This is a genomic window from Roseateles agri (genome assembly GCF_034043675.1).
Taxonomy (GTDB): Bacteria; Pseudomonadota; Gammaproteobacteria; order Burkholderiales; family Burkholderiaceae_C; genus KK5.
The window spans coordinates 387,325-411,111 of the sequence record NZ_JAXCLA010000002.1; the positions used below are offsets into that span (position 1 = coordinate 387,325).

Below are 23,787 nucleotides of genomic sequence, written 5' to 3' on the forward strand. Positions count from 1 at the left end.
GATGAGAAGCCTGTCCGCCCCCACTGCCGTCGTCGCCGAGGACGAAGAAACCCTGCGCCACGAACTGGTCGAGAAGCTCGGCGAGCTGTGGCCGGAACTCGCCATCGTCGGCGAGGCGGCTGACGGCGTGCAGGCCCTGCGGATGGTCGACGTGCATCAGCCCGACGTGCTCTTCCTCGACATCCAGATGCCCGGTGCCACCGGCATCGAGGTAGCGCGCCAAGTGGGCGCGCGCAGCCACGTCGTGTTCGTGACCGCCTACGACCAGTACGCCGTCGCCGCGTTCGACCACGGCGCGGTCGACTACGTGCTCAAGCCGCTGTCGGCAGCGCGGCTGTTCACCGCGATCGGCCGCCTGCGCCAGCGCCTGTCGGCACCGCCGGCCGAGTACGCGCAGGACGTCCATGAGGCGCTCGACCAACTGAGCCCGCGCCCCAGCGGCGGCCCAGCCCGCGCCTACCTGCGCTGGATCAATGCCTCGGTCGGCCAGACCTTGAGGCTGATCACCGTGGACGAGGTGCTGTACTTCCAGTCCGACAACAAATACACCCGCGTCGCCACGCGCGAAGGCGAGGCGCTGATCCGCAAACCGCTGAAGGAGCTGGTCGAGGAGCTCGACCCGAACCAGTTCTGGCAGATCCACCGCTCCACCCTGGTCAACGCCAGCGCCGTCGAGGCGGTGACGCGCGACTTCCGCGGCCGCATGCAGCTGAAGCTGAAGGCGCGCGGCGAGGCGCTGCTGGTGGCCGAGAGCTACACGCATCTGTTCCGGCAGATGTGACCTCCGAGGTCAAGCTGTCGCCCGCTTGACGCCAGCCGCCGCCGCGGCGCTCCACAATCGGCCGAGAACCACATCGGAGACAGCACGATGGAGACGCTCAAGCACTACCGCATCTGCCCGCTCTGCGAGGCGTGCTGCGGCCTCGAGATCCGCACGCAGGGCGAAAAGGTCGTGTCGATCCGCGGCGCCGAGCAGGACGTCTTCAGCCGCGGCTACATCTGCCCCAAGGGCGTCTCGCTGAAGGACCTGCACGAAGACCCGGACCGGCTGCGCAAGCCCTTGATCAAGCGCGATGGCGAATTCGTCGAAGCGAGCTGGGACGAAGCCTTCGCCGAGATCGAGCGCCGGCTGGTGCCGATCCGCGAGCGCCACGGCGCCGATGCGCTGGCGCTGGTGATCGGCAACCCCAGCGCGCACAAGATCGGGCTGCTGGCCTACGTGCCGCGGCTGGTGAAGGCGCTGGGCACGCGCAACTTCTTCTCCGCCTCGACCTTGGACCAGATGCCCAAGCAGCTGTCCAGTGGCCTGATGTTCGGCCACTGGCTGTCGATCCCGGTGCCGGACATCGAGCGCTGCGACTTCCTGCTGATGCTGGGCGCCAACCCGATGGTCAGCAACGGCAGCCTCTGGACCGTGCCCGACTACCGCGGCAAGGCCAAGGCCATGCGCGAGCGCGGCGGACGCATCGTCGTCGTCGACCCGCGCCGCACCGAGACCGCCGCGCAAGCCGACGAACACCTCGCGATCCGCCCGGGCGGAGACGCCTTCCTATTGCTGGGCCTCGTGCACACGCTGTTCGACGAGGGCCTGGCAAAACCCGGGCGACTCGAGGAATGGACGAAGGGCATCGCCGAACTGCGCGAGGCGGTGCGCCCGTTCGCGCCCGAGCGCACGGCCGCCGCCTGCGGCATCGATGCCGCGACGCAGCGCCGGCTGGCGCGTGAGCTTGCCGCAGCCGAGCACGCCTGCGTCTACGGGCGGCTCGGCACCTGCACGCAGCGCTTCGGCACCTTGAACAGCTGGCTGGTCGATGTGCTGAACATCCTCACCGGCCAGCTCGATGCGCCGGGCGGCGCGATGTTCCCCAAGGCCGCCGCCTTCGCCGCCAACACGGCCGGTACGTCCGGCAGCGGCCGCGGCGTGAAGACGGCACGGCATGCGAGCCGCGTCAGCGGCGCGCCGGAGGTCTTCGGCGAGCTGCCGATCACCTTGCTGGCCGAGGAGATCGAGACGGCCGGCGAAGGCCAGGTGAAGGCGCTGATTGCCATCGCGGCGAACCCGGTGCTGTCCGCGCCGAACGGCCCGCGCATCGGCCGCGCGCTGGACGGCCTGGACTTCATGCTGAGCCTGGACATCTACCTGAACGAGACCAGCCGCCACGCCGACGTGATCCTGCCGGGCCTGTCGCCGCTGGAAGACCTGCACTTCGACGTCGCCTTCCCGCAACTCTCTTACCGCAATCACGCGCGCTTCAGCGCGCCGGTGTTCGAGCGGCCGGCTGGCATGCCCGAAGAATGGCAGACGCTGCTGCGCCTGGCCGCGTTGTTCGACCCTGCGGCCACATCGTCGATGCCGGGCCCCGAGGCGCTGATCGACCAGGCGCTGCGCAACGGCCCCTACGGCCTGACGCTGGAGCAGGTGAAGGCGGCCGACGGCGGTGTCGACCTCGGCGCACTGCAGCCTCGTATCCCCGAACTGCTGCGCACACCCAGCGGACGGATCGAGCTGGCACCGACGCCGCTACTGGCCGAGCTGCCAGCGGTCGAACAGGCGCTGGCCGAAGCGACCGACAACGGCCTGCTGCTGATCGGCCGCCGCGACGTGCGCTCCGGCAACAGCTGGATGCACAACCTGCCGGTGCTCGCCAAGGGCCCGGAGCGCTGCACGCTGCTGATGCATCCGCAGGACGCCGAGCGCCTGGGCCTCAGCAATGGCGCCACCGCCCGGCTGACGGCCGGCGGCACCGAACTGCTGGCCCCGGTGGAGTTGACCCGGGACCTGCGACCCGGCGTCGTCAGCCTGCCGCACGGCTGGGGCCACGACCTGCCCGGTGCCCGCCTGGGCCGCGCCGCGGAGCGCCCCGGCATCAACATGAACGCGTTGCTGGACGACCGACTGCGCGATCCGTTGTCTGGCAATGCGGTGCTGAGTGGCGTCGCCGTTGCGGTAGAGGCCGCCTGAGTGCGGTAACCGTGCTATATTCGCCGGCCAAGAATCACAAGAGACCGCTTGGTCCTCAACCTGCAGCCCCCGTACCTGTCCATCTGGCGCGCGGCTCGCTTCAGTTTCAACTCCCTGATTGATCTTGAGTGTTTCTGCCCTCGTGCGCCGATGTACGGACGCGAGGTTCTTCATCATTTTTTGTTTTTCCAGAAGGTACTCATCATCATGACGACCATGCAAACCGGCACCGTGAAGTGGTTCGACGACGGCAAGGGCTTCGGCTTCATCACGCCGGCCGACGGCTCCAAGGATCTGTTCGCCCACCACAGCGAAATCAAGAACAACGGCGGCTTCCGCACGCTGGCCGAAGGCGCCAACGTGGAATTCGAAGTGAAGCAAGGCCCGAAGGGTCTGCAAGCTTCGAACATCCGCCAGCTGTAATCGCGGCGTTCGACCCAAGCAAAAGGGCACCCCTCGGGGTGCCCTTTCTTCATAGTGAGTAGGATCAGCTGCTGAGCAGGCCGCCGCCCAGCACCTTGTAGAGCTGCACGCTGTTCAGCAGACCGGCCAGGCGCACCTGCACGAGCTGCTGTTGCGCCGCGAAGGCGTTGCGCTGCGCGTCCTGCAGTTCCAGGCTGCTCGACGCGCCGTTGCGGTAGCGCAGCTCCACGAGACGCTGCGTCTCGGTGCTGGCGCGTGCCAGGCGTTCCTGCGCGGCGATCTGGTCACCGTAGGTGGCGCGGCCGGCCAATGCGTCGGCGACTTCGCGGAACGCCGTCTGCACGGCCTTCTCGTACTGCGCCACGGCGATGCCCTGGGCCGCCTTGGCCGATTCGACATTGGCCTTGGTGCGGCCGGCGTCGAAGATCGGCGCCAGCGCGTTGATGCCCCAGGTCCAGGCGGTGCCGTCGAACAGGTTCTTCAGCGCCGTGCTGGCGAAGCCATAGCTGCCGGTGAGCTGGATGCTCGGGAAGTAGGCCGCGCGGGCGGCGCCCACATTGGCCTCGGCCGCGGCGAGCTGCTGCTCGGCCTGCAGCACGTCGGGCCGCAGGACCAGCACTTCCGAAGGCACGCCGGCCGGCAGGTCGGCGAGCTTCCAATCCGACAAGACCTGACCCTTGGGCAGTTGTGGCGACAGTGGCTGTCCGACCAGCAAGGTCAGCGCGTTCAGGTCCTGCTGGCGCTGGCGCTCGGCCTGGGCGGCAGCGGCGCGGGCCTGGGCCGCGGCGGACTCGGCCGTGTTCATGTCCAGCGAGGAGGCCGCGCCGGCATCGAACTTCAGCTTGGTGAGCTTGAGGGAATCCTCGCGCGAGGTGAGCGTGTCCCAGCTCAGCTTCAGCAGTTCCTCGTCGGCCTGCAGCGCCAGGTAGCTCGACGCGACGCCGGCCACCAGCGTGATCTGCGCGGCGCGCTGTCCCTCGGCCGAGGCCAGGTAACGGGCCGTGGCGGCATCGCTCTGGTTCTTGACCTTGCTGAACAGGTCGACCTCGTAGCCCGACACCGTCACGCCCGCCTCGTAGGTGCGCAGGACGGTGCCGCCGGTGGGCGTGGCGCTGCCGATGAAGCCGCCCGACACGGTCGGGAAGCGGCTGGCGTCGGCCACGCGGGCCAGCGCCCGCGCCTGTTCGACGTTTAGCACCGCGACGCGCAGGTCGCGGTTGTTCTGCAGCGCCAGCGCGATCAGTTCCTGCAGGCGGGCATCGGCTGCGTAGAAGCTCTTCCAGCCGAGCTCGGCGGCGGTGGCGCCGCTGGCCGCAGCCGGCGCGGGCCACTGCGAGGCCACCGGCGCGTCCGGGCGCTTGTGGTCAGGCGCGAGGTTGACGCAGCCCGCCAGCGCCAGGGCCGAGACGATGAGTGCTAACTTCAATTTCATACTGGTTCCCCCGCGCCCGGCGAGGCAGGTTTGTCGTCGAGTTCGTGGGCGGCCAGCTTGCGCTGCCGCTCGCTGCCCTTGAACAGGCGGCGCACGACCAGGAAGAAGATCGGCACGAACAGCACGGCCAGGATCGTCGCGGAGATCATCCCGGACAGCACGCCGGTACCGATCGCGCGCTGGCTGGCCGAGCCGGCACCGCTGGCGAAGAACAGCGGCGTCACGCCCAGGATGAAGGCCAGCGAGGTCATGATGATCGGGCGGAAGCGCAGGTGCGCCGCTTCCAGCACCGAGTCGATCAGGCTCTTGCCCGAGGCCTGCAGGTCCTTCGCGAACTCGATGATCAGGATCGCGTTCTTCGCCGACAAGCCCATGATCGTGATCAGGCCGACCTTGAAGTACACGTCGTTGGGCATGCCGCGCAGCGTCGCGCCCATCACCGAACCCAGGATGCCCAGCGGCACGACCAGCAGCACGGCGAACGGGATCGACCAGCTCTCGTACAGCGCCGACAGGCACAGGAACACCGCCAGCAGCGAGAAAGCCAGCAGGATCGTCGCCTGCGCGCCGGACAGCTTTTCCTCGCGGGAGAGGCCGGTCCACTCGCAGCCGATGCCTTGCGGCAGCTTCTTGCACAGCTGTTCGATCTCGTCCATCGCTTCACCGGTGGAGCGGCCTGCCACGGCGTCACCGGCCAGGCGCATCGCCGGATAGCCGTTGTAGCGCGTGGCCTGCATCTGGCCGGTGACCCAACGGGTCGTCGCGAACGAGCCGATCGGCACCGGCTGGCCCTGCGCGTTCGGCACGTTCAGCGCCAGCAGGTCGGACGGCTGCATCCGCGCGATCTGGTCGGCCTGAACGACGACGCGTTGCATGCGGCCCTGGTTCGGGAAGTCGTTGACGTAGGCCGAGCCGACCGCCGTGCCGAGCACGTTCGCGATCGAGTCGAAGCCGACGCCTTGAGCATTCGCCTTGTCGCGGTCGATGTCGATCTGCAGCTGCGGCGCGTCTTCCAGGCCGTCCGGCCGCATGCCGGTGATGACCTTGCTCTGCTGCGCCATGCCCAGCATCTGGTTGCGCGCGTTCAGAAGCGCCTCGTGGCCGAGGCCGCCGCGGTCCTGCAGGCGCAGCGCGAAGCCGGTGGCGGTACCCAGCTCAGGGATCGGCGGCGGCGACAGCGGGTAGATGAACGCGTCACGCACGCCCATCATCGCGCCGAAGGCACGGCCAGCCAGCGCGCCTGCGCTGTGCTCGGCGCCCTTGCGCTCGTCCCAGGGCTTCAGCGGCACGAACACCAGTGCGGCGTTCTGGCCCTGGCCCGAGAAGCTGAAGCCGATCACGCCGATGGTGTCCGCCACTTCCGGCTGCTTGTGCATGAAGTCCTCGACCGCCTTGACCGCCGCTTCCGTGCGGTTCGTCGTGGCGCCCGGGGGCAGCTGCACGTTGACGATCAGGTAGCCCTGGTCTTCGTTCGGCAGGAAGGAGCCCGGCATGCGCAGGTAGAGCCAGCCGACGGCCGCGACGATCGCCAGGTAGGCGATCAGCATCGAGCCCGAGCGCTTCAGCAGCTTGGCGACCCAGCCCTCGTAGCCCTTGGCGGTGCGCGAGAAGCCGCGGTTGAACCAGCCGAAGAAGCCGCGCTTCTCATGGTGGTGACCCGCCTCGACTGGCTTCAGCAAGGTGGCGCACAGCGCCGGCGTCAGCGACAGCGCCATGAAGCCCGAGATCAGCATCGCCGAGACGATGGAGACGGTGAACTGGCGGTAGATGTTGCCGACCGAGCCGGAGAAGAAAGCCATCGGCAGGAACACCGCGGTCAGCACCACGATGATGCCGATGATGGCGCTGGAGATCTGGCCCATCGCCTTGCGCGTCGCCGCGCGTGGCTCCAGGCCCTCCTCGCTCATGATCCGCTCGACGTTCTCGACGACGACGATCGCATCGTCCACCAGCATGCCGATCACGAGCACCATGCCGAACAGGGTCAGCACGTTGATCGAGTAGCCCAGCGCCAGCATGATGCCGAAGGTACCCAGCAGCGCCACCGGCACGACCAGGGTCGGGATCAGCGTGAAGCGCCAGTCCTGCAGGAACAGGTACATCACCAGGAACACGAGCACCACGGCCTCGACCAGCGTCTCGACGACCTGCGAGATCGAGATCTTGACGAACTTGGACGAGTCGTACGGCACGTTGTAGATCACGCCGGCCGGGAAGTACTGCTTCAGTTCCTCCATGCGGGCCTTGACGGCATTGGCCGTCGCCAGCGCATTGCCGGTGGGCGAGAGCTGAACGCCGATGCCGGTGGACGGCTGGCCGTTCAGGCGCGAGTAGGAGCCATAGCCCTGGCCGCCCAGCTCGATGCGGGCGACGTCCTTCAGCTTGACGGTGGAGCCGTCGGCATTGGCGCGCAGCACGATGTTGCCGAACTGCTCGACCGTGGTCAGCTGGCCGGTGACGACGACCGTGGCCGTCGTCGTCTGGCTGCTCGGGTTCGGCAGGTCGCCGATCGAGCCGGCGGGCACCAGCGCGTTCTGGCGGCTGATCGCGGCGTTGACCTCGGCGGTGCTCAGCTTGTAGCCGACCAGCTTGGCCGGGTCGATCCAGATGCGCATCGCGCGCTCGGTACCGAACAGCTGAGCCTGGCCGACGCCGTCCAGGCGCTGGATTTCCGGGAGGATGTAGCGGGAGGCGTAGTCGCCCAGCGCGATCGGGTCCAGCTTGCCGTCCTTGCTGGACAGCGTGACGAACAGCAGGAAGTTCGAGCGCGACTTGTCGACCTTCACGCCCTGCTGCGTCACCGCCGCCGGCAGGCGCGGCGTGGCGCGCGACAGGCGGTTCTGGATGTCGACCTGGGCCAGGTCGATGTTGGTGCCGGGCTCGAAGGTCGTCGTGATCGACGCCGTGCCGTTGGCTTGGCTCACCGATTCGATGTAGGCCAGGCCGGGCGAGCCGTTGAGCTCCTGCTCGATCACGGCGATGACGGACTCGTCCATCGTCTTGGCCGAGGCGCCGGGGTAGACGGCGCTGATCACCAGCGTCGGCGGCGCGACGCTGGGGTACTGCGCCACCGGCAGCAGCTTGATGGCCACCGCGCCGAAGACCAGCGCGAACAGCGCGATCACCCAGGCGAAGATGGGCCGGTCAATGAAGAAACGTGCCATTGCGGGGAACTCCTGGGATTACTGGCCCGAGGCGGCGGAAGCCGGTGCCGCGGCCGACGCGGCTGCGGCCGGCGTCCAGGGCACGGGCTTCACCGGCGCGCCGGGCACAAACATCTTCTGGAAGCCGTCGGCGATCACCTGTTCGCCCGGCTTCAGACCGTCCAGCACGACCCACTGGTTGCCCCAGGCCGAGCCGATCTTGACCGGGCGCGGGGTGGGCTTGTTGTCGGCACCGACAACCAGCACCGTGTCACCGTTGCTGCCGCGCGTGACGGCTTGCTGCGGCAGCAGGATGCCGGCCGGCACTTCGGCCTGGCTCAGGCGCACGCGCACGTACTGGCCGGGCAGCAGCCCTTCGCCCGGGTTCGGCACCTCGGCGCGCAAGGTCACCTGGCCGGACGTCGGGTCGACGCTCAGGTCGGTGAACAGCAGCTTGCCGGGCTTGGCGTACTCGGTGCCGTCTTCCAGCACGATGCGCACCTGGGCGGCATTGGCACCGGCGGACTTCAGCCCGCCGCCGGCCAGCGAACGGCGCAGTTGCTGCACTTCATTGGCGGACTGGGTGAAGTTCACGTAGACCGTCGAGGTCTGCTGGATCAGCGCCAGCTGCGTCGCGTCCGCGGCGCCGACCAGTGCGCCTTCGGTCACCAGCGCGCGGCCGATGCGGCCGGAGATCGGCGCGGTGACGTGCGCATAGTCCAGGCTCAGCTTGGCTTGCGTGATCGCAGCCTTGGCGGCAGCCACGTCGGCCTCGCCCTGCTTGGCAGCGGCGACGCTCACCAGGTATTCCTGCTGGCTGATTGCCTTGGCCTCGACCAGCGGCTTGTTGCGCTCGGCCTGGGCTGCGGCCTGGTTCAGGTTGGCCTGCGCCTTGGCCAGCGAGGCCTGGGCGCTGTCGAGCTGGGCCTGGTAGGGCGCCGGGTCGATCTGGAACAACGGCTGGCCGGCCTTGACCTCGGAACCTTCGGTAAACAGGCGCTTCAGCACGATGCCGTTGACGCGCGCACGGACCTGCGCGATGCGCAGCGCCTCGACGCGGCCGGGCAGCTCGGTCTGCAGGGCCACCGGCTGCAACGCCGTGGTGACGACGCCGACCGCCGGGGGTGGCATGCCGCCGCCAGCGGGCGCGGCGTGGCCGGCGTCTTCCTTCTTGCCGCAGGCGGCGAGCAGGGAGGCGATGGCGATGGCCAGCGGAATCAGATAGAGGGCCCGGCTGCCCGCGGTGAGGGCTGGCGGATTGTTTTGGGCTGAAGAGCAGATCACGATTGAAACCTCTCGGACCGAAGGGATTCGTTGGAAGCGAAGACGGGTCGCACAAACAAGTTCGGCACCATACGCGATGGCGCCGAATTTCGTGGCGATACCCTGTTACCAGGGATGTCCCGCAGTATATACATACATTCACGCATGTATGTAAGTGCGCTAAAATTTCGTCCACGATGGTCAGGAAGACGAAGCAAGAGGCGCTGGAGACGCGCGAAAAGATCCTGGATGCAGCCGAAGCGCTGTTCCAGCGTCGCGGCGTATCGCGCACGTCCTTGCAGGACATCGCCACCGAAGCCGAGCTGACCCGGGGGGCCATCTACTGGCACTTCAAGGACAAGGCCGAGATGTTCAACGCGATGATGGAGCGGGCCAAGATGCCGCTGGAGCAGGCGCGCGACGCGGTGCGCCTGGTCCGCCCGGACGCCCCGCTGGAACAACTGCGCTGGAGCCTGCTGAACGCCTTCCACTCGACGATGCACAACGCGCGCACGCGCCGCGTCTTCGAGATCGCGATGCACCGCGTCGAGTACGTGGACGAGTTGCTCGCCGTGCGCGACCGCCATCTCGCCTCGCGCAATGCCTGGCTGGACAGCAATGAGCAGACCTTCCGCGAGGCCATGGCCGCCGGCCAGTTGCCGAAGACGCTGCATGCCCGCGTCGCCGCGGTAACGCTGGTCGCATTGACCGACGGCCTGATCCAGAACTGGATCCTCAACCCCGATGGCTTCGACCTGCTCGAAGTCGGCCGCGAGGCGATCGACAGCTTCCTGAACGGCCTCGTCGCCACCGGCAAGCCGCTGCTGCCACCGCTAAAGCCGGAGGAGCTGGCCGCACTGGGCAGCGCGCCGCTGTGTTCGCTGGACAAGCCGGCCAATATCGATTGACGCGACTGACGCGGCTGACCCGGCTGCGGCCGTGACATAGTCAGGGGCTCAAGTTGCCCGGGCCGCCCAAGAGGCTGGTCGCGGGCGCATCACCATCGACATCTCCGCACAAGGATTTCGCATGCCGATCGCGCGCGTCGCAACTCCCCTGCTCTTCAGCCTGCTGGCCGCTACAGCCGCCCACGCCGGCGGCTACCAGAAGCCGCAACAGAACATCCTCGAGGTGCTGCACGCGCCCGCGCCTCCGCAGGTCTTCACCAGCCCGACCCGCGAAACGCTGCTGCTGGTGAGCTGGCAGGAATTCCCGCCGATGTCGCGCGTGGCCGCGCCCATCCTGAAGCTGGCCGGTACCCGCATCGAGACCGCCAACCACAGCAAGCACGACACGCCCGGCGGTTACGGCGTCACGCCCTGCGCGCAATCGTTCGAGCTGGCCGCCGTGGCCGGCGGCGCCCGGCGCACGCTCGCCTTGCCCGCGGGCGCCTGCGCCGGCCGGCCCTTCTGGTCGGCGGACGGCAAGGCCTTCGCCTTCACGAATACCGCCAAGGACGCCGTCGAGCTGTGGATCGGCGATGCCGCCACCGGTCGCCTGCGCCAGGTGCCGGGCCTGCGCCTGAACCCGATGTTCAACGGCGAGCTGCAATGGATGCCCGGCCAGCGCAAGCTGCTGGTCAAGCTCGTGCCCGACAAGCTGGGCGCGCCACCGGCCGCACCCTTGGTGCCGGCAGGCCCCAGCACCCAGGAAACGGGCACCGGCAGCGGCGAGAGCAGCACCTACGAGACGCGCGACACGCTGAAGGACGCGCATGACGAGGACCTGTTCGACTACTACGCCGCCTCGCAGCTCGCGCTGGTCGACACCGGCACGCTGGCCGTCACCCGCATCGGCAAGCCCGGTGCGATCGACGCGGTTGACCCCTCACCGGACGGCAACCACCTGCTGGTGACGACGCTGCACAAGCCGTATTCGTACGTGACGACCTACGAGCGCTTCCCGCGCGAGGTCGAAGTCTGGGACATCGGCAGGCGCGGCACGCCTGGCGTCACCACCATCGCCTCGGTCCCGCTGGCCGACCGCGTGCCGGTCGCCGGCGTGCGCACCGGCCCGCGCGCCTTCGACTGGCGCGCCACCGAGCCGGCCACCTTGATCTGGGCCGAGGCCCTGGACCAGGGCGACTGGAAGGTGCAGGTGCCCAACCGCGACAAGGTCATGCTGCAGAAGGCGCCCTTCACCGCGCCGCCGCAGGAAATCGCCCGGACGGTGCAACGCTTCGTCGGCCTGCGCTGGACCGAGCGCCGCGACATCGCGCTGCTGCAGGAGTACGACGAGAACCGCCACTGGGTCCGCATCTCGCAGATCGACGTCGACCAGCCGCAGAACGGCCAGCGCGTGCTGTGGGACCTCTCCAGCGACGAGAAGTACGCGGATCCGGGCAACCCCGTCTACCGCCAGCAGCCCAACGGCGAGTTCCTCGTCCGCATGCAGGGCGATTCGATCTACCTGGCCGGTAACGGCGCCTCGCCCGACGGCGACCGCCCCTTCCTCGACCGCCACGACCTCGTCACCCGCAAGACCGAGCGCCTGTTCCGCAGCGATCGCGACGCCCTGGAGCGCTTCGTCGCGTTCACGGGCAAGGACGACACGCAGTTCCTGACCTGGCACCAGTCGCCCAGCAGCCCGCCGAACGCCTGGCTGCGCACGCTCGGTAGTCCCACAGCAGGCGCGGCCGCCGGCGAAGCCGCCTTCGCATCCACCCATGCCGCCGTCACTCAGTTGCCCGATCCGACGCCCGCCGTGCGCGCGATCAAGAAGCGCCTGGTCAGCTACAAGCGCGCGGACGGCGTGGACCTCTCGTTCACCCTCTACACGCCGCCCGGCTACGTGGAAGGCACCCGCGTGCCGACGATCCTGTACGCCTACCCGCTCGACTACGCCGACGCCTCCAAGGCCGGCCAGGTCACCGGCTCGCAGGCCACCTTCACGCGGCTGCGCCAGTACCAGCTGCTGCTGCTGGCGGGCTACGCGATCATCGACCGCGCCTCCTTCCCGATCATCGGCGACCCGAAGAAGGCCTACGACACCTACACCGAGCAGCTGGTGGCCGATGCCAAGGCGGCGGTGGACGAAGCCGTGCGCCTGGGCGTGGCGGACCCGGATCGCATCGGCGTCACCGGCCACAGCCACGGCGCGCTGATGACGGCCAATCTGCTGGCCCACTCCGACCTGTTCCGCGCCGGCGTGGCCACCAGCGGCTCCTACAACAAGACGCTGACGCCCTTCGGCTTCCAGAGCGAGCGCCGCTCGGTCTGGGCCGCGCCGGACGTGTACCGCCAGGTCTCGACCTTCTTCTTCGCCGACCAGCTGAAGAAGCCGATCCTGATCATGCACGGCGAGGACGACGCCAACCCGGGCACGACGCCGCTGCAGGCCGTCAAGTTCTACGAGGCGATCCGCGGCAACGGCGGCACGGCCCGCCTGGTGATGCTGCCCCACGAGCCGCACTGGTATTCGGCGATGGAGTCGCAGGAGCAGCAGATCTACGAAATGGTCCGCTGGTTCGACAAATACGTGAAGAATGCTACGCCCGAAAAGCGCTGATCGCCCTGGAAGGCTAAGCCGTTCGCTTTACGGGTTAGCCCCAGGTCGGGGACAATAGCGGGTTGCCCGCCAAAAAAGCCACCGCCGTGTCCGCCACCACCCTCGCCCCCGCCAAGCCCAAGGCCCTGACCGCTTACCGCCCGTTCTGGGCCAAGCGCTTCGGCCCCGCGCCCTTCCTGCCAATGAGCCGCAAGGAGATGGACGAGCTCGGCTGGGACTCGTGCGACATCATCATCGTCAGCGGCGACGCTTACGTGGACCACCCGAGCTTCGGCATGGCCGTGATCGGGCGCACGCTGGAGGCGCAGGGCTTTCGCGTCGGCATCATCGCGCAGCCCGACTGGCAGAGCGCCGATGCATTCAAGGCGCTGGGCAAGCCGAACCTGTTCTTCGGCGTGGCGGCCGGCAACATGGATTCGATGATCAACCGCTACACGGCCGACCGGAAGATCCGCCGCGACGACGCCTACACGCCCGGCGGCGAAGGCGGCGCCCGGCCCGACCGCGCCACGCTGGTCTACACGCAACGCTGCAAGGAAGCCTGGAGCGAGGTGCCGGTGATCATCGGCGGCATCGAGGCCAGCCTGCGCCGCATCGCTCACTACGACTACTGGCAGGACAAGGTCCGCCGCTCGATCCTCGTCGACGCTAAGGCAGACCTGCTGGTCTACGGCAACGCCGAGCGCGCCATCGTCGAGATTGCCCACCGCCTGGCCCGCCGCGAGCCGGTGACGCAGCTGACCGACGTGCGCGGCACCGCATTCATGAAGCGCGACGAGCACGACATGAGCGCCTGGTTCCAGCTCGATTCCACCTCGGTGGACACGCCCGGCCGCATCGACGAGCTGATCAGCCCGTACCAGGAAATCAAGCAGGAGACCTGCGACAGCTCCCCCGTGGCCACCGCTGCTGCCGACGGCAGCAAGCCCATCACGATCCATCGCACCGGCAAGATCGCCCTGCCCCCGCGCGAGCAGACCGTGCTGCGCCTGCCCGCCTACGAGCAGGTGAAGAGCGACCCCGTGCTCTACGCCCACGCCAACCGCGTGCTGCACCTGGAGACCAACCCGGGCAACGCCCGCGCGCTGGTGCAGGCCCACGGCGATCGCGACCTCTGGATCAACCCGCCGCCGCTGCCGCTCTCCACGCCGGAGATGGACCACGTCTTCGACCTGCCCTACGCGCGCAGCCCGCATCCGAAGTACGCGGACGAGAACGGCAGCCATGACGGCGCCACAAAGATCCCCGCCTGGGAGATGATCCGCTTCAGCGTCAACATCATGCGCGGCTGCTTCGGCGGCTGCACCTTCTGCTCGATCACCGAGCACGAGGGCCGCATCATCCAGAGCCGCAGCGAGGACTCGGTGATCCGCGAGATCGAGGAGATGCGCGACAAGGTCAAGGGCTTCACCGGCATCGTGTCCGACCTCGGCGGCCCCACGGCGAACATGTACCGCATCGGCTGCAAGAGCCCCGAGATCGAGGCGGCCTGCCGCAAGCCCAGCTGCGTCTACCCGGGCATCTGCCAGAACCTGAATACCGACCACGGCCCGCTGATCAAGATGTACCGCCGCGCGCGGGCCTTGAAGGGCGTCAAGAAGATCCTGATCGGCTCCGGCCTGCGCTACGACCTGGCCGTGAAGTCGCCCGAGTACGTGAAGGAGCTGGTGACGCACCACGTCGGCGGCTACCTGAAGATCGCGCCCGAGCACACCGAGGAAGGGCCGCTGTCGAAGATGATGAAGCCCGGCATCGGCACCTACGACAAGTTCAAGCAGATGTTCGAGAAGGCCAGCGAGGAAGCCGGCAAGAAGCAGTACCTGATCCCGTACTTCATCGCCGCGCACCCGGGCACCAGCGACGAGGACATGATGAACCTCGCCGTCTGGCTGAAGAGCAACGGCTTCCGCGCCGACCAGGTGCAGACCTTCTACCCGAGCCCGATGGCCACGGCCACGGCGATGTACCACTCGAACAAGAACCCGCTGAAGAAGGTCACGCGCGAAAGCGAGCCCGTGGACATCGTCCGCGGCGAGCGCCGCCGCCGGCTGCACAAGGCCTTCCTGCGCTACCACGATGCCAACAACTGGCCGGTGCTGCGCGAGGCGCTGAAGGCGATGGGGCGCGACGACCTGATCGGCAACGGCAAGCACCACCTGATCCCCACCTACCAGCCGGTCACCGACGGCAGCTACGAGAGCGCCCGCCGCAAGAACTCGACCGGCGCCGCCGCACCGAAGGCCTCAGTCGCCAAGGGCCGCATCCTGACCCAGCACACCGGACTGCCACCGCGCAACACCGGCAGCCGGCCGGTCAAGCCGAAGAAATAAGGCAATTCACTGCTGCACAATCGCTCGTCGAACCGATAACAGGAGACAGCGATGGCAGCAGATGCGAACGCAGGCGGTCCCGGCTACCGGGTCCTCGTCGCCCAGGGCGGCGGCCCGACCGCGGTCATCAACCAGTCGCTCGTCGGCCTCGTGCTCGAAGCGCGCCGCCATGCCGGCGTCACCCATGTCTACGGCGCACGCCACGGCGTGCGCGGCATCGTGGCCGAAGACCTGCTGGACCTCACGCAGGAGACCACGGCCAATCTCGAACGCGTGGCCGCCACCCCCGCCGCCGCGCTGGGCTCCACCCGCGACAAGCCCGACGCCGCCTACTGCGGCCGCATCTTCGAAGTGCTGAAGGCCCACGGCATCACGCACTTCTTCTACATCGGCGGCAACGATTCGTCGGACACCGTACGCATCGTCGCCGAGCATGCCGCCAGCGCGAACTACGCGCTGCGCTGCATCCACGTCCCGAAGACCATCGACAACGACCTGGTCGAGAACGACCACACACCCGGCTTCCCCTCCGCGGCGCGCTTCGTCGCCCAGGCCTTTGCCGGCGCCAACCTCGACAACGCGGCCCTGCCGGGCGTCTACCTCGGCGTCGTGATGGGCCGCCACGCCGGCTTCCTGACCGCCGCTGCCGCGATGGCGCAGACCCATCCCGACGACGGCCCGCACCTGATCTACCTGCCCGAGCGCGTGTTCGACACCGAGAGCTTCCTCGCCGACGTCAAGCGCGTGCATGCCGCCCACGGCCGCTGCGTGATCGCCGTGTCCGAGGGCATCCACGACGCCTCCGGCGAAGCCATCGTCACGCGGCTCTCGCAGGGCGCGGTGGAACGTGATGCGCACGGCAACGTCCAGCTCTCCGGCACCGGTGCGCTGGCCGACCTGCTGTGCGAGGAGATCAAGAACAAGCTGGGCATCAAGCGCGTGCGCGGCGACACCTTCGGCTACCTGCAGCGCAGCTTCGCCGGCTGCGTGTCCGAGGTGGACCAGCGCGAGGCGCGCGAGGTCGGCGAGCGGGCCGTGCAGTTCGCACTCGCGGCCGGTGGCCGCGACGGCTCGGTGGCCATCAAGCGCGTCGGCGAGTACGCGGTCGATTACCAGCTCCTGCCGCTGCAGACCGTCGCCGGCAAGACCCGCGTGATGGAAGACGAATTCATCGATGCGGCGGGCACCGGCGTCACCGACGCATTCCGCCGCTATCTGCGGCCGCTGCTGGGCACCGGCCTGCCCGAGCCGGCACGGTTGCGTGCCGGCCCGGTGCCCAAGCGACTGAACAAGGACTGACCCACAGCAGCGGCAACAGCGGCGCTTGCGCTGCTCCAAACTCGTCAACTACACTTGTCGTACTACATCTGTAGAGACAAAACCATGAGTGATGAAGAGGACGGCAATGTCTCGCTGAGCGAGCTGCAGCTGGCGCTGATGCGGCAGCTGTGGATGCGCGGCGACGGTGGCGAAGCCAGCACGGCCGAAGTGGCGGAAGGCTTGCGCAACGAGCGTGGCCTGGCCCATACCACGGTGGCCACGCTGCTGACGCGGCTGGAGAAGCGCGGCCTCGTCGCCTCGCGGCGCGAAGGCCGCGGCCTTGTCTATCGAGCCCTGGTCAGCGAGGCGCAGGTGCAGCGCTCGATGGTGTCCGGCCTGCTGTCGAACCTGTTCGAAGGCAAGGCCTCGGCGCTGCTGACCCATCTGCTGGCGCAGAACGAGATCGGCGACAGCGACCTGGCGCAGATGCGTGCGCTGCTGAGCAAGCGCAAGGGAGGGGGCGGCCATGCTGATTGATTCGCTCAGTTCCCTGCTGCTCAACTACCTGCTGCACAGCAGCGTGCTGCTCGGCTTGGCCCTCGCAGCGGAACGCACGGGCCTGCTGCGGCGGCTGGCGCCCGCGCTGCAGGAGACAGTCTGGCGCTGGGCGCTGTTCGGCGGCCTGCTGACGGCCGCGCTGCAGCCGCTGCTCGGTGCCGTGCCGGCGAAGCCGGCGAGCGCGCCTATCGTCGTCTCTGCCCCCAGCAATGCACAACCCGCCACCGATGATGCGGACAAGGCGCTCCCTCTTCTGCCCGCACCCCAGGCGCAGGTCGCGGCCGAATCGCCTGTGCGCACGCTCAAGCCCTGGCAGTTGCAAGCCACCGGCGCGCTGACGGCGCTCTGGCTGCTCGGCGCGGGGTCAGGTCTTGCCTTGCTGCTGCTGCGCTGGCTGTGGCTCGCCCGCCTGGTTCGCCGCATGCCGCTGAGCGGTGACGGCGATCTCGCCCGCTTCGCCGCCGACACCGCGGGCGGGATCGGCATCCGGCCACCCACGCTGCGCAGCAGCGCCCGCTGGACCAGCCCCTTGCTCGCCCCCGGGCGCAACATCTGCCTGCCCCTGTGGCTGGACGCGCTGAGTCTGCCGCAACGCGAGGCGGTACTGGCTCACGAACTGGCCCATCTGCTGCGCCGCGATCCGGCTTGGCGCCTGGCCGGCCAGGCCCTCGCCAGCATCGCCTGGCTGCAGCCGCTGAACCATCTGGCGCTGCGCCGGCTCGACACGCTGGCCGAACTCGCCTGCGACGACTGGGCCGCCCGCCTCAGCGGCGACGGCCGTGCCCTGGCCGAGAGCCTGTACTTCTGCGCCCAGCAGCATCAGCAGAACGGCCACTCGGCCCCGACCCTCGCCACCGCCATGAGCGGCCGCCAATCACCGCTGCTGCAAAGAATGCGCAGCCTGCTTGAAAAGGACACGACTGCAATGACACCCGACAGCCCCGTCCGCACCCGCTCCACCCGCTGGCTCATCGCCGGAGGCGTTCTGCTGGCCGCGCTCATCCTGCCCGCCATCGTCGTGCGGAATGTGCAGGCCGAAGGCGCCTCGATGTTGTCCAAGCTCGGCCGCCATCTCCCCTCGCTTGGCAGCAGTTCGGTCACCCGCATCGAGACCGATGAGGCGGGCGGTCGCCTGAAGATCCAGCTCGACGGCACGGTCCAGTTCACCGCGGCCGGCGACGACATCTTGAGCCTCAACGGCAGCCTGGACATCGAGGACCAGCGCGGTGGCAAGACCCGGCACCTGGCGATCCGTTCCGACGGCAAGAGTGCCCTGCAGCGGGTCTTCCAGCGCGACGGCAAGACCCTGTCGACCCTGGAAGCTGACGACCGCCGCTGGCAGGCCGAGGTGATGGCCGCGCTGATCGACGCGATGGACACGCCCGAACAGCGCGTCGAGCGCCTGATCCAGCGCGGCGGCGTCGAGGCGGTGCTGCGCTACGTCGAAGCCCCGGTGCACGGCGACTACCCGCGCCGCAGCACGCTGGAGGCCCTGCTGGCACGCGGCCCGCTGCAGCCCGTGACCGTGGACCGCGTGTTAGCGATGACGCGGACGCTGGGCGATGATTTCGATACTCGCAGCGCCTTGCAGGCACTGGCCAGTAGCCAGACGCTGAGCGAGGCGCAGCAGCTGGCCTACCTGCAGGCCGCCGGAGCCATCGACAGCGCCTTTGACCGCCGCGAGGCCTTGCTCGCCTTGTCGTCCCGGCTCGAAGGCAGCAGCGCCGTGCTGCAAGCCTGGGTGACCGCCGTGAGCACGATCCATTCCGACTTCGACGCGCGCACCGCGCTGGAAGGCCTGCTGGAGAAGACGACGCTGACGCCGGCCCACCTCGACGCGGCACTGCAGGCCGCAGACAGCATCGGCAGCGACTTCGACCGCCGCACCGCCCTGCAGGCCATCGCGCCGCGACTCGATGCCAGCCATCCCGCGCAATACCAGGCCTATGCCGAATCGGCCGCTCGGGTCGGCGGTGCGTTCGACCGTCGCGAGGCCCTGGTCACCCTGCTGGACCAGAAGGGCCTGGACAAGAACGCCTACCTGGCGGTGCTGAAGGCCATCGAGGGGATCGGCAGCAGCTTCGATCTGGCCGAGGTGCTGCAAGCCACCGCCGAGCACATGCCCGCCGACGCCGCCCTGATTGCGCGCTATCGCCAGCTCGCACGCGGCCTGAGCGATGTCGATCGCGGCCGCGCCGAGCGCGCACTGGACCGGCTGGCGCCGGCCGCCTGAGGCCTATCAGCCAGCTCGCTTCGCCAGCAGCGCCCGCGCCACGCGCGCCACCGGCGGCCGGCCCAGCGCCTGCGAGATGAAGGCGCTGGCGTCGACCAGCTTGTCGATGTCGATGCCGGTCTCGATGCCCAGGCCGTTCAGCATGAACAGCACGTCCTCGGTCGCGACATTGCCGGTGGCACCCTTGGCGTAGGGGCAGCCGCCGAGGCCGCTGACGCTGGCGTCGAAGGTGTGGATGCCCATCTCCAGGCAGGCGTAGATATTGGTCAGCGCCTGGCCGTAGGTGTCGTGGAAATGGCCGCTCACTTCGACCTGCGGGTAGTGCTTCAGCGCGCGCTCCATCACGGCCTGCACCCGCTTGGGTGTGCCGACGCCGATGGTGTCGGCGATGCCCATGTGGTCGACGCCGATGCTCTTCATCAGCAGCACGACGCGCTCGACCTCGTCCGGCGTCACCTCGCCCTGGTAGGGGCAGCCCAGCGAGCAGGACAGCGCTCCGCGCACCTTGATGCCGGCCTCGTGCGCGGCGGCCACGACCGGCGCGAAGCGCTCGATGCTTTCGGCGATCGAGCAGTTGATGTTTTTCTGGCTGAAGGCCTCGCTGGCAGCCGCGAACACGACGATCTCGTCCGGCTTCGTCGGCAGTGCAGCCTCCAGGCCCTTCATGTTCGGCGTCAGCACTGAGTAGCGAACGCCCGGCTTGCGCTCGATCGCCGCCATCACCGCCGTGTTGTCGGCCATCTGCGGCACCCACTTCGGGCTGACGAAGCTGGTGACCTCGATCTCCTTCAGACCGGCCACCTGCAGCATCGCCACCAGCGTGGCCTTGTGCTCGGTGGAGACTGGCTGCTTCTCGTTCTGCAGCCCGTCGCGCGGGCCGACATCGACGAGGGTGACGTGGGTGGGCAAGTGACTCATGGCTCAGGCCTCCAGCCGCAGCAGTTCCGCGCCATCGCCGACCTGGTCGCCGACCGCGAACAGCAGTTCGGCCACCACACCGTCGCGCGGCGCGCTGATCGTGTGCTCCATCTTCATCGCCTCCATCACGGCGAGCGGCTGGCCCTTGGCAACCTTGTCGCCGGGCTGGGCCAGGAAGGAGACCATCTTGCCGGGCATCGGAGCGGTCAGACGGCCGGCTTCGGCGGCGCCTTCGCCGGCGTGGGCGATCGGGTCGATCTCGGTCAGCACGGCCGAGCCCTGCGGCGCGAAGACGGCCATCTTCTCGCCCTGGGCGTAGACCTTGACGACGACTCGCTGCTGAGCGAGGCCACTGCCCAGCAGCAACTCGTGACTCTCGGTGCCGGTGGAGTTCACCGCGAACTCCATCGCCTCGCCGGCCACGGTCAGCTGCATGCCGCCCTGATGGCGGCGCGACAGCAGCACGGCATGGCGCTCGTCACCCAGCGTCAGGTCGAAACGCCGCGAGGCCGCGCCGAACAGGCGCCAGCCGTCGCGCTTGCTCCAGGGGTCGTCGGTCTGCTGCAGCGCCTCGACGGCCAAGGTGTGCGCGACGACCGCCGCGGCGCCGATCGCCAGCGGCAGGCCCGGCGCGCCGAACAGCGCCTCGCGCTCGCGCTCGATCAGGCCGGTGTCCAGGTCGGCACCACTGAATGACTTCGTCGCGGCGCAGCGGCGCAGGAAGGCCACGTTGGTCTGCAGGCCGACGATGTGCGTGTCGCGCAATGCCGCGTCCAGCCTCGCCAGCGCTTGAGCGCGGTCCTCGCCCCAGACGATCAGCTTGGCGACCATCGAGTCGTAGTACGGCGAGATCGCATCGCCCTCGCCGACGCCTGCGTCCAGCCGGACATCGCCGCGCTGGAAGCTGACGTGCTGCGGCCAGCGCGCCACGTGAAGCTCGCCGGTGGCCGGCAGGAAACCAGCCTCGGGGTTCTCGGCGCAGATGCGGGCTTCAATCGCGTGTCCGTGCATGCGCAGTTCCGATTGCTTCAGCGGCAAGGGCTGGCCGGCGGCCACGCGCAACTGCCACTCGACCAGGTCCTGCCCGGTGATCGCTTCGGTCACCGGATGCTCGACCTGCAGCCGTGTGTTCATCTCCATGAAGTAGAAACGGCCGTCCTGCTCGGCGATGAACTCCACCGTGCCGGCGCCCACGTAGCCCACCGCCTTGGCGGCAGCCACGGCCGCGTTGCCCATCTCGGCGCGGCGCTCGGCCGTCATGCCCGGTGCGGGTGCTTCTTCCAGCACCTTCTGGTGGCGGCGCTGGACCGAGCAGTCGCGCTCGAACAGGTAGATGCAATCGCCCTGCGTGTCGCCGAAGACCTGGATCTCGATGTGGCGCGGCTTCTGCACGTAACGCTCGATCAGCACGGCATCGTCGCCGAAGCTGTTGATCGCCTCGCGCTTGCAGGAGGCCAGCGCGGCATCGAACTCGCCGGCGCTCATCACCGCGCGCATGCCCTTGCCGCCACCGCCGGCGCTGGCCTTGATCAGCACCGGGTAGCCGATGCGCTCGGCCTCGCGCTTCAGCAGTGCCGGATCCTGGTCGGTGCCGTGATAGCCGGGCACCAGCGGCACACCGGCCTTTTCCATCAGGCGCTTCGACTCGGCCTTCAGGCCCATGTCCTTGATCGCCGACGGCGGCGGGCCGATGAACACCAGCCCCGCATCCGCGCAGGCCTGGGCGAAGTCCTCGTTCTCGCTCAAGAAGCCGTAGCCGGGGTGCACCGCCTCCGCGCCGGTCGCCTCGGCGGCCTCGAGGATGCGCTGCCACTGCAGGTAGGAGTCGCGGGGCGCCGGGCCGCCGATCAGCACGGCCTCGTCGCAGGCCTGCACGTGCCTGGCCTTCGCATCCGCCTCGGAGTAGACGGCCACGGTCTTGATACCCATGCGGCGGGCGGTGGCCGCCACGCGGCAGGCAATCTCGCCGCGGTTGGCGATCAGGATCTTCTTGAACATCGTCTGTCTCACTTTCTGGCTTCTGCTGTCAGTCCGAGGCGCTCCAAAGCTTCTGGCTTCAGGCGCAACAATTGGCGAGCCGGGATCGCCGGCAGGTCTTTGGGGCAGGCCATCTCGGTGCCCTGCCCTTGGCGGTAGTCGATCTTCAGTGGGCGGCCGGCAGCGCAGTCGGCGCTGGCAGCGTCCCAGGCGGCGAGCGGGTCGGCGATCAAGCCGTGTCCGCCCACGGCGGTCACTTCGCCGCCGCGGCGCAGCGTGCTGCACCGGATGCCGCCACTGTCCAGCTTGAAGAAACCGAAGTCATCGGCGTAGTTGGTGCGGAAGCCGACCTTGCCATCGCAATCGGCCCGCATCACGGCGCTCAGCAGCAGCGCGCCGACGCGGGCACGGGTCCCGGTGTCACTGTCCTTCAGCGATCGCGGCTCGGCCAGACCCAGCGCCTGTGCCTCAAAGCCGCTGGCGAAGGGCTGGCCGGCATCCAGCAGCAGACGGTGCATCGGACCGGTAGCAGCGCCGTCGGCCCAGACGGCGAAGCCGGGGATGTCCAGCGTCGCGTCCTTCGGGTGAAGGGTCGCCAGCAGCGCCAGCGGGCTGCGCAGGTCTTCGACCTTGCGGCGCGCCTGCTGCTGGGCCTGGGCCATCAGCATCAGCGCGAAGCCGCAGGCGTAGGGATCCTCGTTCTTCGAGTAGCCCGGCGGTAATGCGGCAGCCGGTGCATCGCCGCGCGTCAGCAGGCAGCGATTGAGGCGGCTCTCGATCTGCTCGCGCAGCGCCTCGTCGTCCCACAGGCCCTGCTGGCGCATCAGCAGCAGCGTGGCCCAGTCCGCATGGCCTTCATGCAGCCAGGGGCGGCCGCTGTCGCTGCGGCGCAGGCCCATGTTCCACCAGTGCACGGCCTCGTGCGTGACGAAAAATTGCAGGCCGCGCCCGTCCTGATCGGGGTTCCGGTCCGCCGGCAACATGCGCAGCCGCATCATGCGGCCCTCGCTGGCATCGCCGTGGAAGCTGTTCAGGTCGGCCACGCTGGTGACCACGCCGACCGGGCCGGCCGGCCCCTGGCCATAGGCAGCCCCGAGCAATTGCATGTCGCGCAGCAGCGTGCTGCGGATCAGCTCGACGCGGGCATCGTCCAGGGCCGGGTCGCGCACGATCGCACCGCCCGGAAACTCGACCAAGGGCGCGCGGCCGAGGTAGACGTACTGCTGCGCGCCGAGGCTCCGCCAGGAGCTTTCCTCGTTGCCGCCCTCATGGGCACTGGCCGTCACCACGGCCTCGGGGATCACCTGCTCGGCCGCCGTCCGCTGTACCCGGCCATCCTGCAGCACATAGCCCGACTTCGGCGCCAGCCAGCGCCAGCGCAGTGCATGGTCCGGCAGCGCCACTGCATAGAAGCCGCTGTACGCGATCACGCCGCTGTCCGCGATCGGCTGCGCCGCCTGGTAGACGGCGTTGAGCGTCAGCAGCCTGGGCTCGACGCGCAGGCGCGCGGTCTTGCACCCGGCGCGCAGGTGGATCGCGTCGTCATCGACGGTGGCGCAGTCGTCGAGCGATCGCACCTGCTCGCGCCAGAAGCCGCGCGCCGCAGTGCTCCTGTTCCAGCGCGGCAGCTCGCTCACCCCCTCGGGCGGCGTGTAGCTCACCCGCAGCGTGCCGTCGTCCTGCAGGGCCGTCTCGATCAGCAGCTCGCCGGCCTGGGCCTGCGCGCCAGCCAGCATCAGCACGAAGACGAGAACAGCCAGCCGGCGCATCAGAGTTTCAGG

At 68.8% G+C, this 23,787-nt stretch carries 15 protein-coding genes; 9 read left to right on the top strand and 6 right to left on the bottom strand.

What is annotated here, in order from left to right; genetic code table 11:
* The first annotated feature begins 1 nt into the window (after position 1).
* The 3 genes from SNE35_RS05980 to SNE35_RS05990 all read left to right on the top strand — a co-directional run bounded on the left by SNE35_RS05980 (position 2) and on the right by SNE35_RS05990 (position 3,385).
* Positions 2–781: a LytR/AlgR family response regulator transcription factor gene (locus SNE35_RS05980; RefSeq protein WP_320421951.1), complete on the top strand. Its 780-nt coding sequence runs from the start codon at positions 2–4 to the stop codon at positions 779–781.
* 87 nt (positions 782–868) lie between these two features.
* Positions 869–2,962, top strand: a complete 2,094-nt coding sequence (locus SNE35_RS05985) for a molybdopterin-dependent oxidoreductase (protein ID WP_320421952.1) — start codon at positions 869–871, stop codon at positions 2,960–2,962.
* Between the two features lie 216 nt (positions 2,963–3,178).
* Positions 3,179–3,385 carry a cold-shock protein gene (locus tag SNE35_RS05990; RefSeq protein WP_320422365.1) on the top strand — a complete coding sequence of 69 codons (207 nt, stop codon included), beginning with the start codon at positions 3,179–3,181 and terminating at the stop codon, positions 3,383–3,385.
* A gap of 64 nt (positions 3,386–3,449) precedes the next feature.
* Here the strand turns inward: SNE35_RS05990 and SNE35_RS05995 are convergent, their stop codons facing one another.
* Genes SNE35_RS05995 through SNE35_RS06005 form a run of 3 tightly spaced genes read right to left on the bottom strand, consistent with a single transcriptional unit; the run spans position 3,450 to position 9,241 of the window.
* Positions 3,450–4,817, bottom strand: a complete 1,368-nt coding sequence (locus SNE35_RS05995; protein WP_320421953.1) for an efflux transporter outer membrane subunit — start codon at positions 4,815–4,817, stop codon at positions 3,450–3,452.
* Positions 4,814–7,981 carry an efflux RND transporter permease subunit gene (locus tag SNE35_RS06000; RefSeq protein WP_320421954.1) on the bottom strand — a complete coding sequence of 1,056 codons (3,168 nt, stop codon included), beginning with the start codon at positions 7,979–7,981 and terminating at the stop codon, positions 4,814–4,816. The genes SNE35_RS05995 and SNE35_RS06000 overlap by 4 nt, the downstream gene beginning before the upstream one ends.
* A gap of 18 nt (positions 7,982–7,999) precedes the next feature.
* Positions 8,000–9,241, bottom strand: coding sequence for an efflux RND transporter periplasmic adaptor subunit (locus SNE35_RS06005; RefSeq protein WP_488803602.1), 1,242 nt, complete (start codon positions 9,239–9,241; stop codon positions 8,000–8,002).
* Between the two features lie 179 nt (positions 9,242–9,420).
* On the opposite strand from SNE35_RS06005, the gene SNE35_RS06010 reads away from it, so the two are divergent.
* The 6 genes from SNE35_RS06010 to SNE35_RS06035 all read left to right on the top strand — a co-directional run bounded on the left by SNE35_RS06010 (position 9,421) and on the right by SNE35_RS06035 (position 19,111).
* The gene (locus SNE35_RS06010) at positions 9,421–10,131 is read left to right on the top strand and encodes a TetR family transcriptional regulator (protein WP_320421955.1); all 711 of its coding nucleotides are present in this window, start codon (positions 9,421–9,423) and stop codon (positions 10,129–10,131) included.
* A gap of 121 nt (positions 10,132–10,252) precedes the next feature.
* Positions 10,253–12,730: a S9 family peptidase gene (locus SNE35_RS06015; RefSeq protein ID WP_320421956.1), complete on the top strand. Its 2,478-nt coding sequence runs from the start codon at positions 10,253–10,255 to the stop codon at positions 12,728–12,730.
* Positions 12,731–12,816: 86 nt separating this feature from the next.
* Positions 12,817–15,060: a YgiQ family radical SAM protein gene (locus tag SNE35_RS06020; protein ID WP_320421957.1), complete on the top strand. Its 2,244-nt coding sequence runs from the start codon at positions 12,817–12,819 to the stop codon at positions 15,058–15,060.
* Between the two features lie 51 nt (positions 15,061–15,111).
* The gene (locus tag SNE35_RS06025) at positions 15,112–16,359 is read left to right on the top strand and encodes a 6-phosphofructokinase (protein WP_320421958.1); all 1,248 of its coding nucleotides are present in this window, start codon (positions 15,112–15,114) and stop codon (positions 16,357–16,359) included.
* 84 nt (positions 16,360–16,443) lie between these two features.
* Complete coding sequence (locus SNE35_RS06030) at positions 16,444–16,857, top strand: BlaI/MecI/CopY family transcriptional regulator (RefSeq protein ID WP_320421959.1); 414 nt, start codon at positions 16,444–16,446, stop codon at positions 16,855–16,857.
* Positions 16,847–19,111, top strand: coding sequence for a M56 family metallopeptidase (locus SNE35_RS06035; RefSeq protein WP_320421960.1), 2,265 nt, complete (start codon positions 16,847–16,849; stop codon positions 19,109–19,111). Before SNE35_RS06030 ends, SNE35_RS06035 begins: the two co-directional genes overlap by 11 nt.
* Before the next feature lie 6 nt (positions 19,112–19,117).
* Here SNE35_RS06035 and SNE35_RS06040 read toward each other — a convergent pair whose 3' ends face one another.
* From SNE35_RS06040 to SNE35_RS06050, 3 genes are read right to left on the bottom strand one after another with little or no spacing between them, the layout of a single operon-like run.
* The gene (locus SNE35_RS06040) at positions 19,118–20,029 is read right to left on the bottom strand and encodes a hydroxymethylglutaryl-CoA lyase (protein WP_320421961.1); all 912 of its coding nucleotides are present in this window, start codon (positions 20,027–20,029) and stop codon (positions 19,118–19,120) included.
* 3 nt (positions 20,030–20,032) lie between these two features.
* The gene (locus tag SNE35_RS06045) at positions 20,033–22,027 is read right to left on the bottom strand and encodes an acetyl/propionyl/methylcrotonyl-CoA carboxylase subunit alpha (protein ID WP_320421962.1); all 1,995 of its coding nucleotides are present in this window, start codon (positions 22,025–22,027) and stop codon (positions 20,033–20,035) included.
* 8 nt (positions 22,028–22,035) lie between these two features.
* Positions 22,036–23,775, bottom strand: a complete 1,740-nt coding sequence (locus tag SNE35_RS06050) for a hypothetical protein (RefSeq protein ID WP_320421963.1) — start codon at positions 23,773–23,775, stop codon at positions 22,036–22,038.
* Between the last annotated feature and the right edge of the window lie 12 nt (positions 23,776–23,787).

What these genes read in the sequence shown, in the direction of transcription:
- SNE35_RS06010 (WP_320421955.1), top strand. Translation starts at nt 9,421, where the DNA reads ATGGTCAGGAAGACGAAGCAAGAGGCGCTGGAGACGCGCGAAAAGATC.
- SNE35_RS06050 (WP_320421963.1), bottom strand. Translation starts at nt 23,775, where the DNA reads ATGCGCCGGCTGGCTGTTCTCGTCTTCGTGCTGATGCTGGCTGGCGCG.
- SNE35_RS06030 (WP_320421959.1), top strand. Translation starts at nt 16,444, where the DNA reads ATGAGTGATGAAGAGGACGGCAATGTCTCGCTGAGCGAGCTGCAGCTG.
- SNE35_RS06040 (WP_320421961.1), bottom strand. Translation starts at nt 20,029, where the DNA reads ATGAGTCACTTGCCCACCCACGTCACCCTCGTCGATGTCGGCCCGCGC.
- SNE35_RS05995 (WP_320421953.1), bottom strand. Translation starts at nt 4,817, where the DNA reads ATGAAATTGAAGTTAGCACTCATCGTCTCGGCCCTGGCGCTGGCGGGC.
- SNE35_RS05980 (WP_320421951.1), top strand. Translation starts at nt 2, where the DNA reads ATGAGAAGCCTGTCCGCCCCCACTGCCGTCGTCGCCGAGGACGAAGAA.
- SNE35_RS05985 (WP_320421952.1), top strand. Translation starts at nt 869, where the DNA reads ATGGAGACGCTCAAGCACTACCGCATCTGCCCGCTCTGCGAGGCGTGC.
- SNE35_RS06000 (WP_320421954.1), bottom strand. Translation starts at nt 7,981, where the DNA reads ATGGCACGTTTCTTCATTGACCGGCCCATCTTCGCCTGGGTGATCGCG.
- SNE35_RS06015 (WP_320421956.1), top strand. Translation starts at nt 10,253, where the DNA reads ATGCCGATCGCGCGCGTCGCAACTCCCCTGCTCTTCAGCCTGCTGGCC.
- SNE35_RS06025 (WP_320421958.1), top strand. Translation starts at nt 15,112, where the DNA reads ATGGCAGCAGATGCGAACGCAGGCGGTCCCGGCTACCGGGTCCTCGTC.
- SNE35_RS06035 (WP_320421960.1), top strand. Translation starts at nt 16,847, where the DNA reads ATGCTGATTGATTCGCTCAGTTCCCTGCTGCTCAACTACCTGCTGCAC.
- SNE35_RS06045 (WP_320421962.1), bottom strand. Translation starts at nt 22,027, where the DNA reads ATGTTCAAGAAGATCCTGATCGCCAACCGCGGCGAGATTGCCTGCCGC.
- SNE35_RS05990 (WP_320422365.1), top strand. Translation starts at nt 3,179, where the DNA reads ATGCAAACCGGCACCGTGAAGTGGTTCGACGACGGCAAGGGCTTCGGC.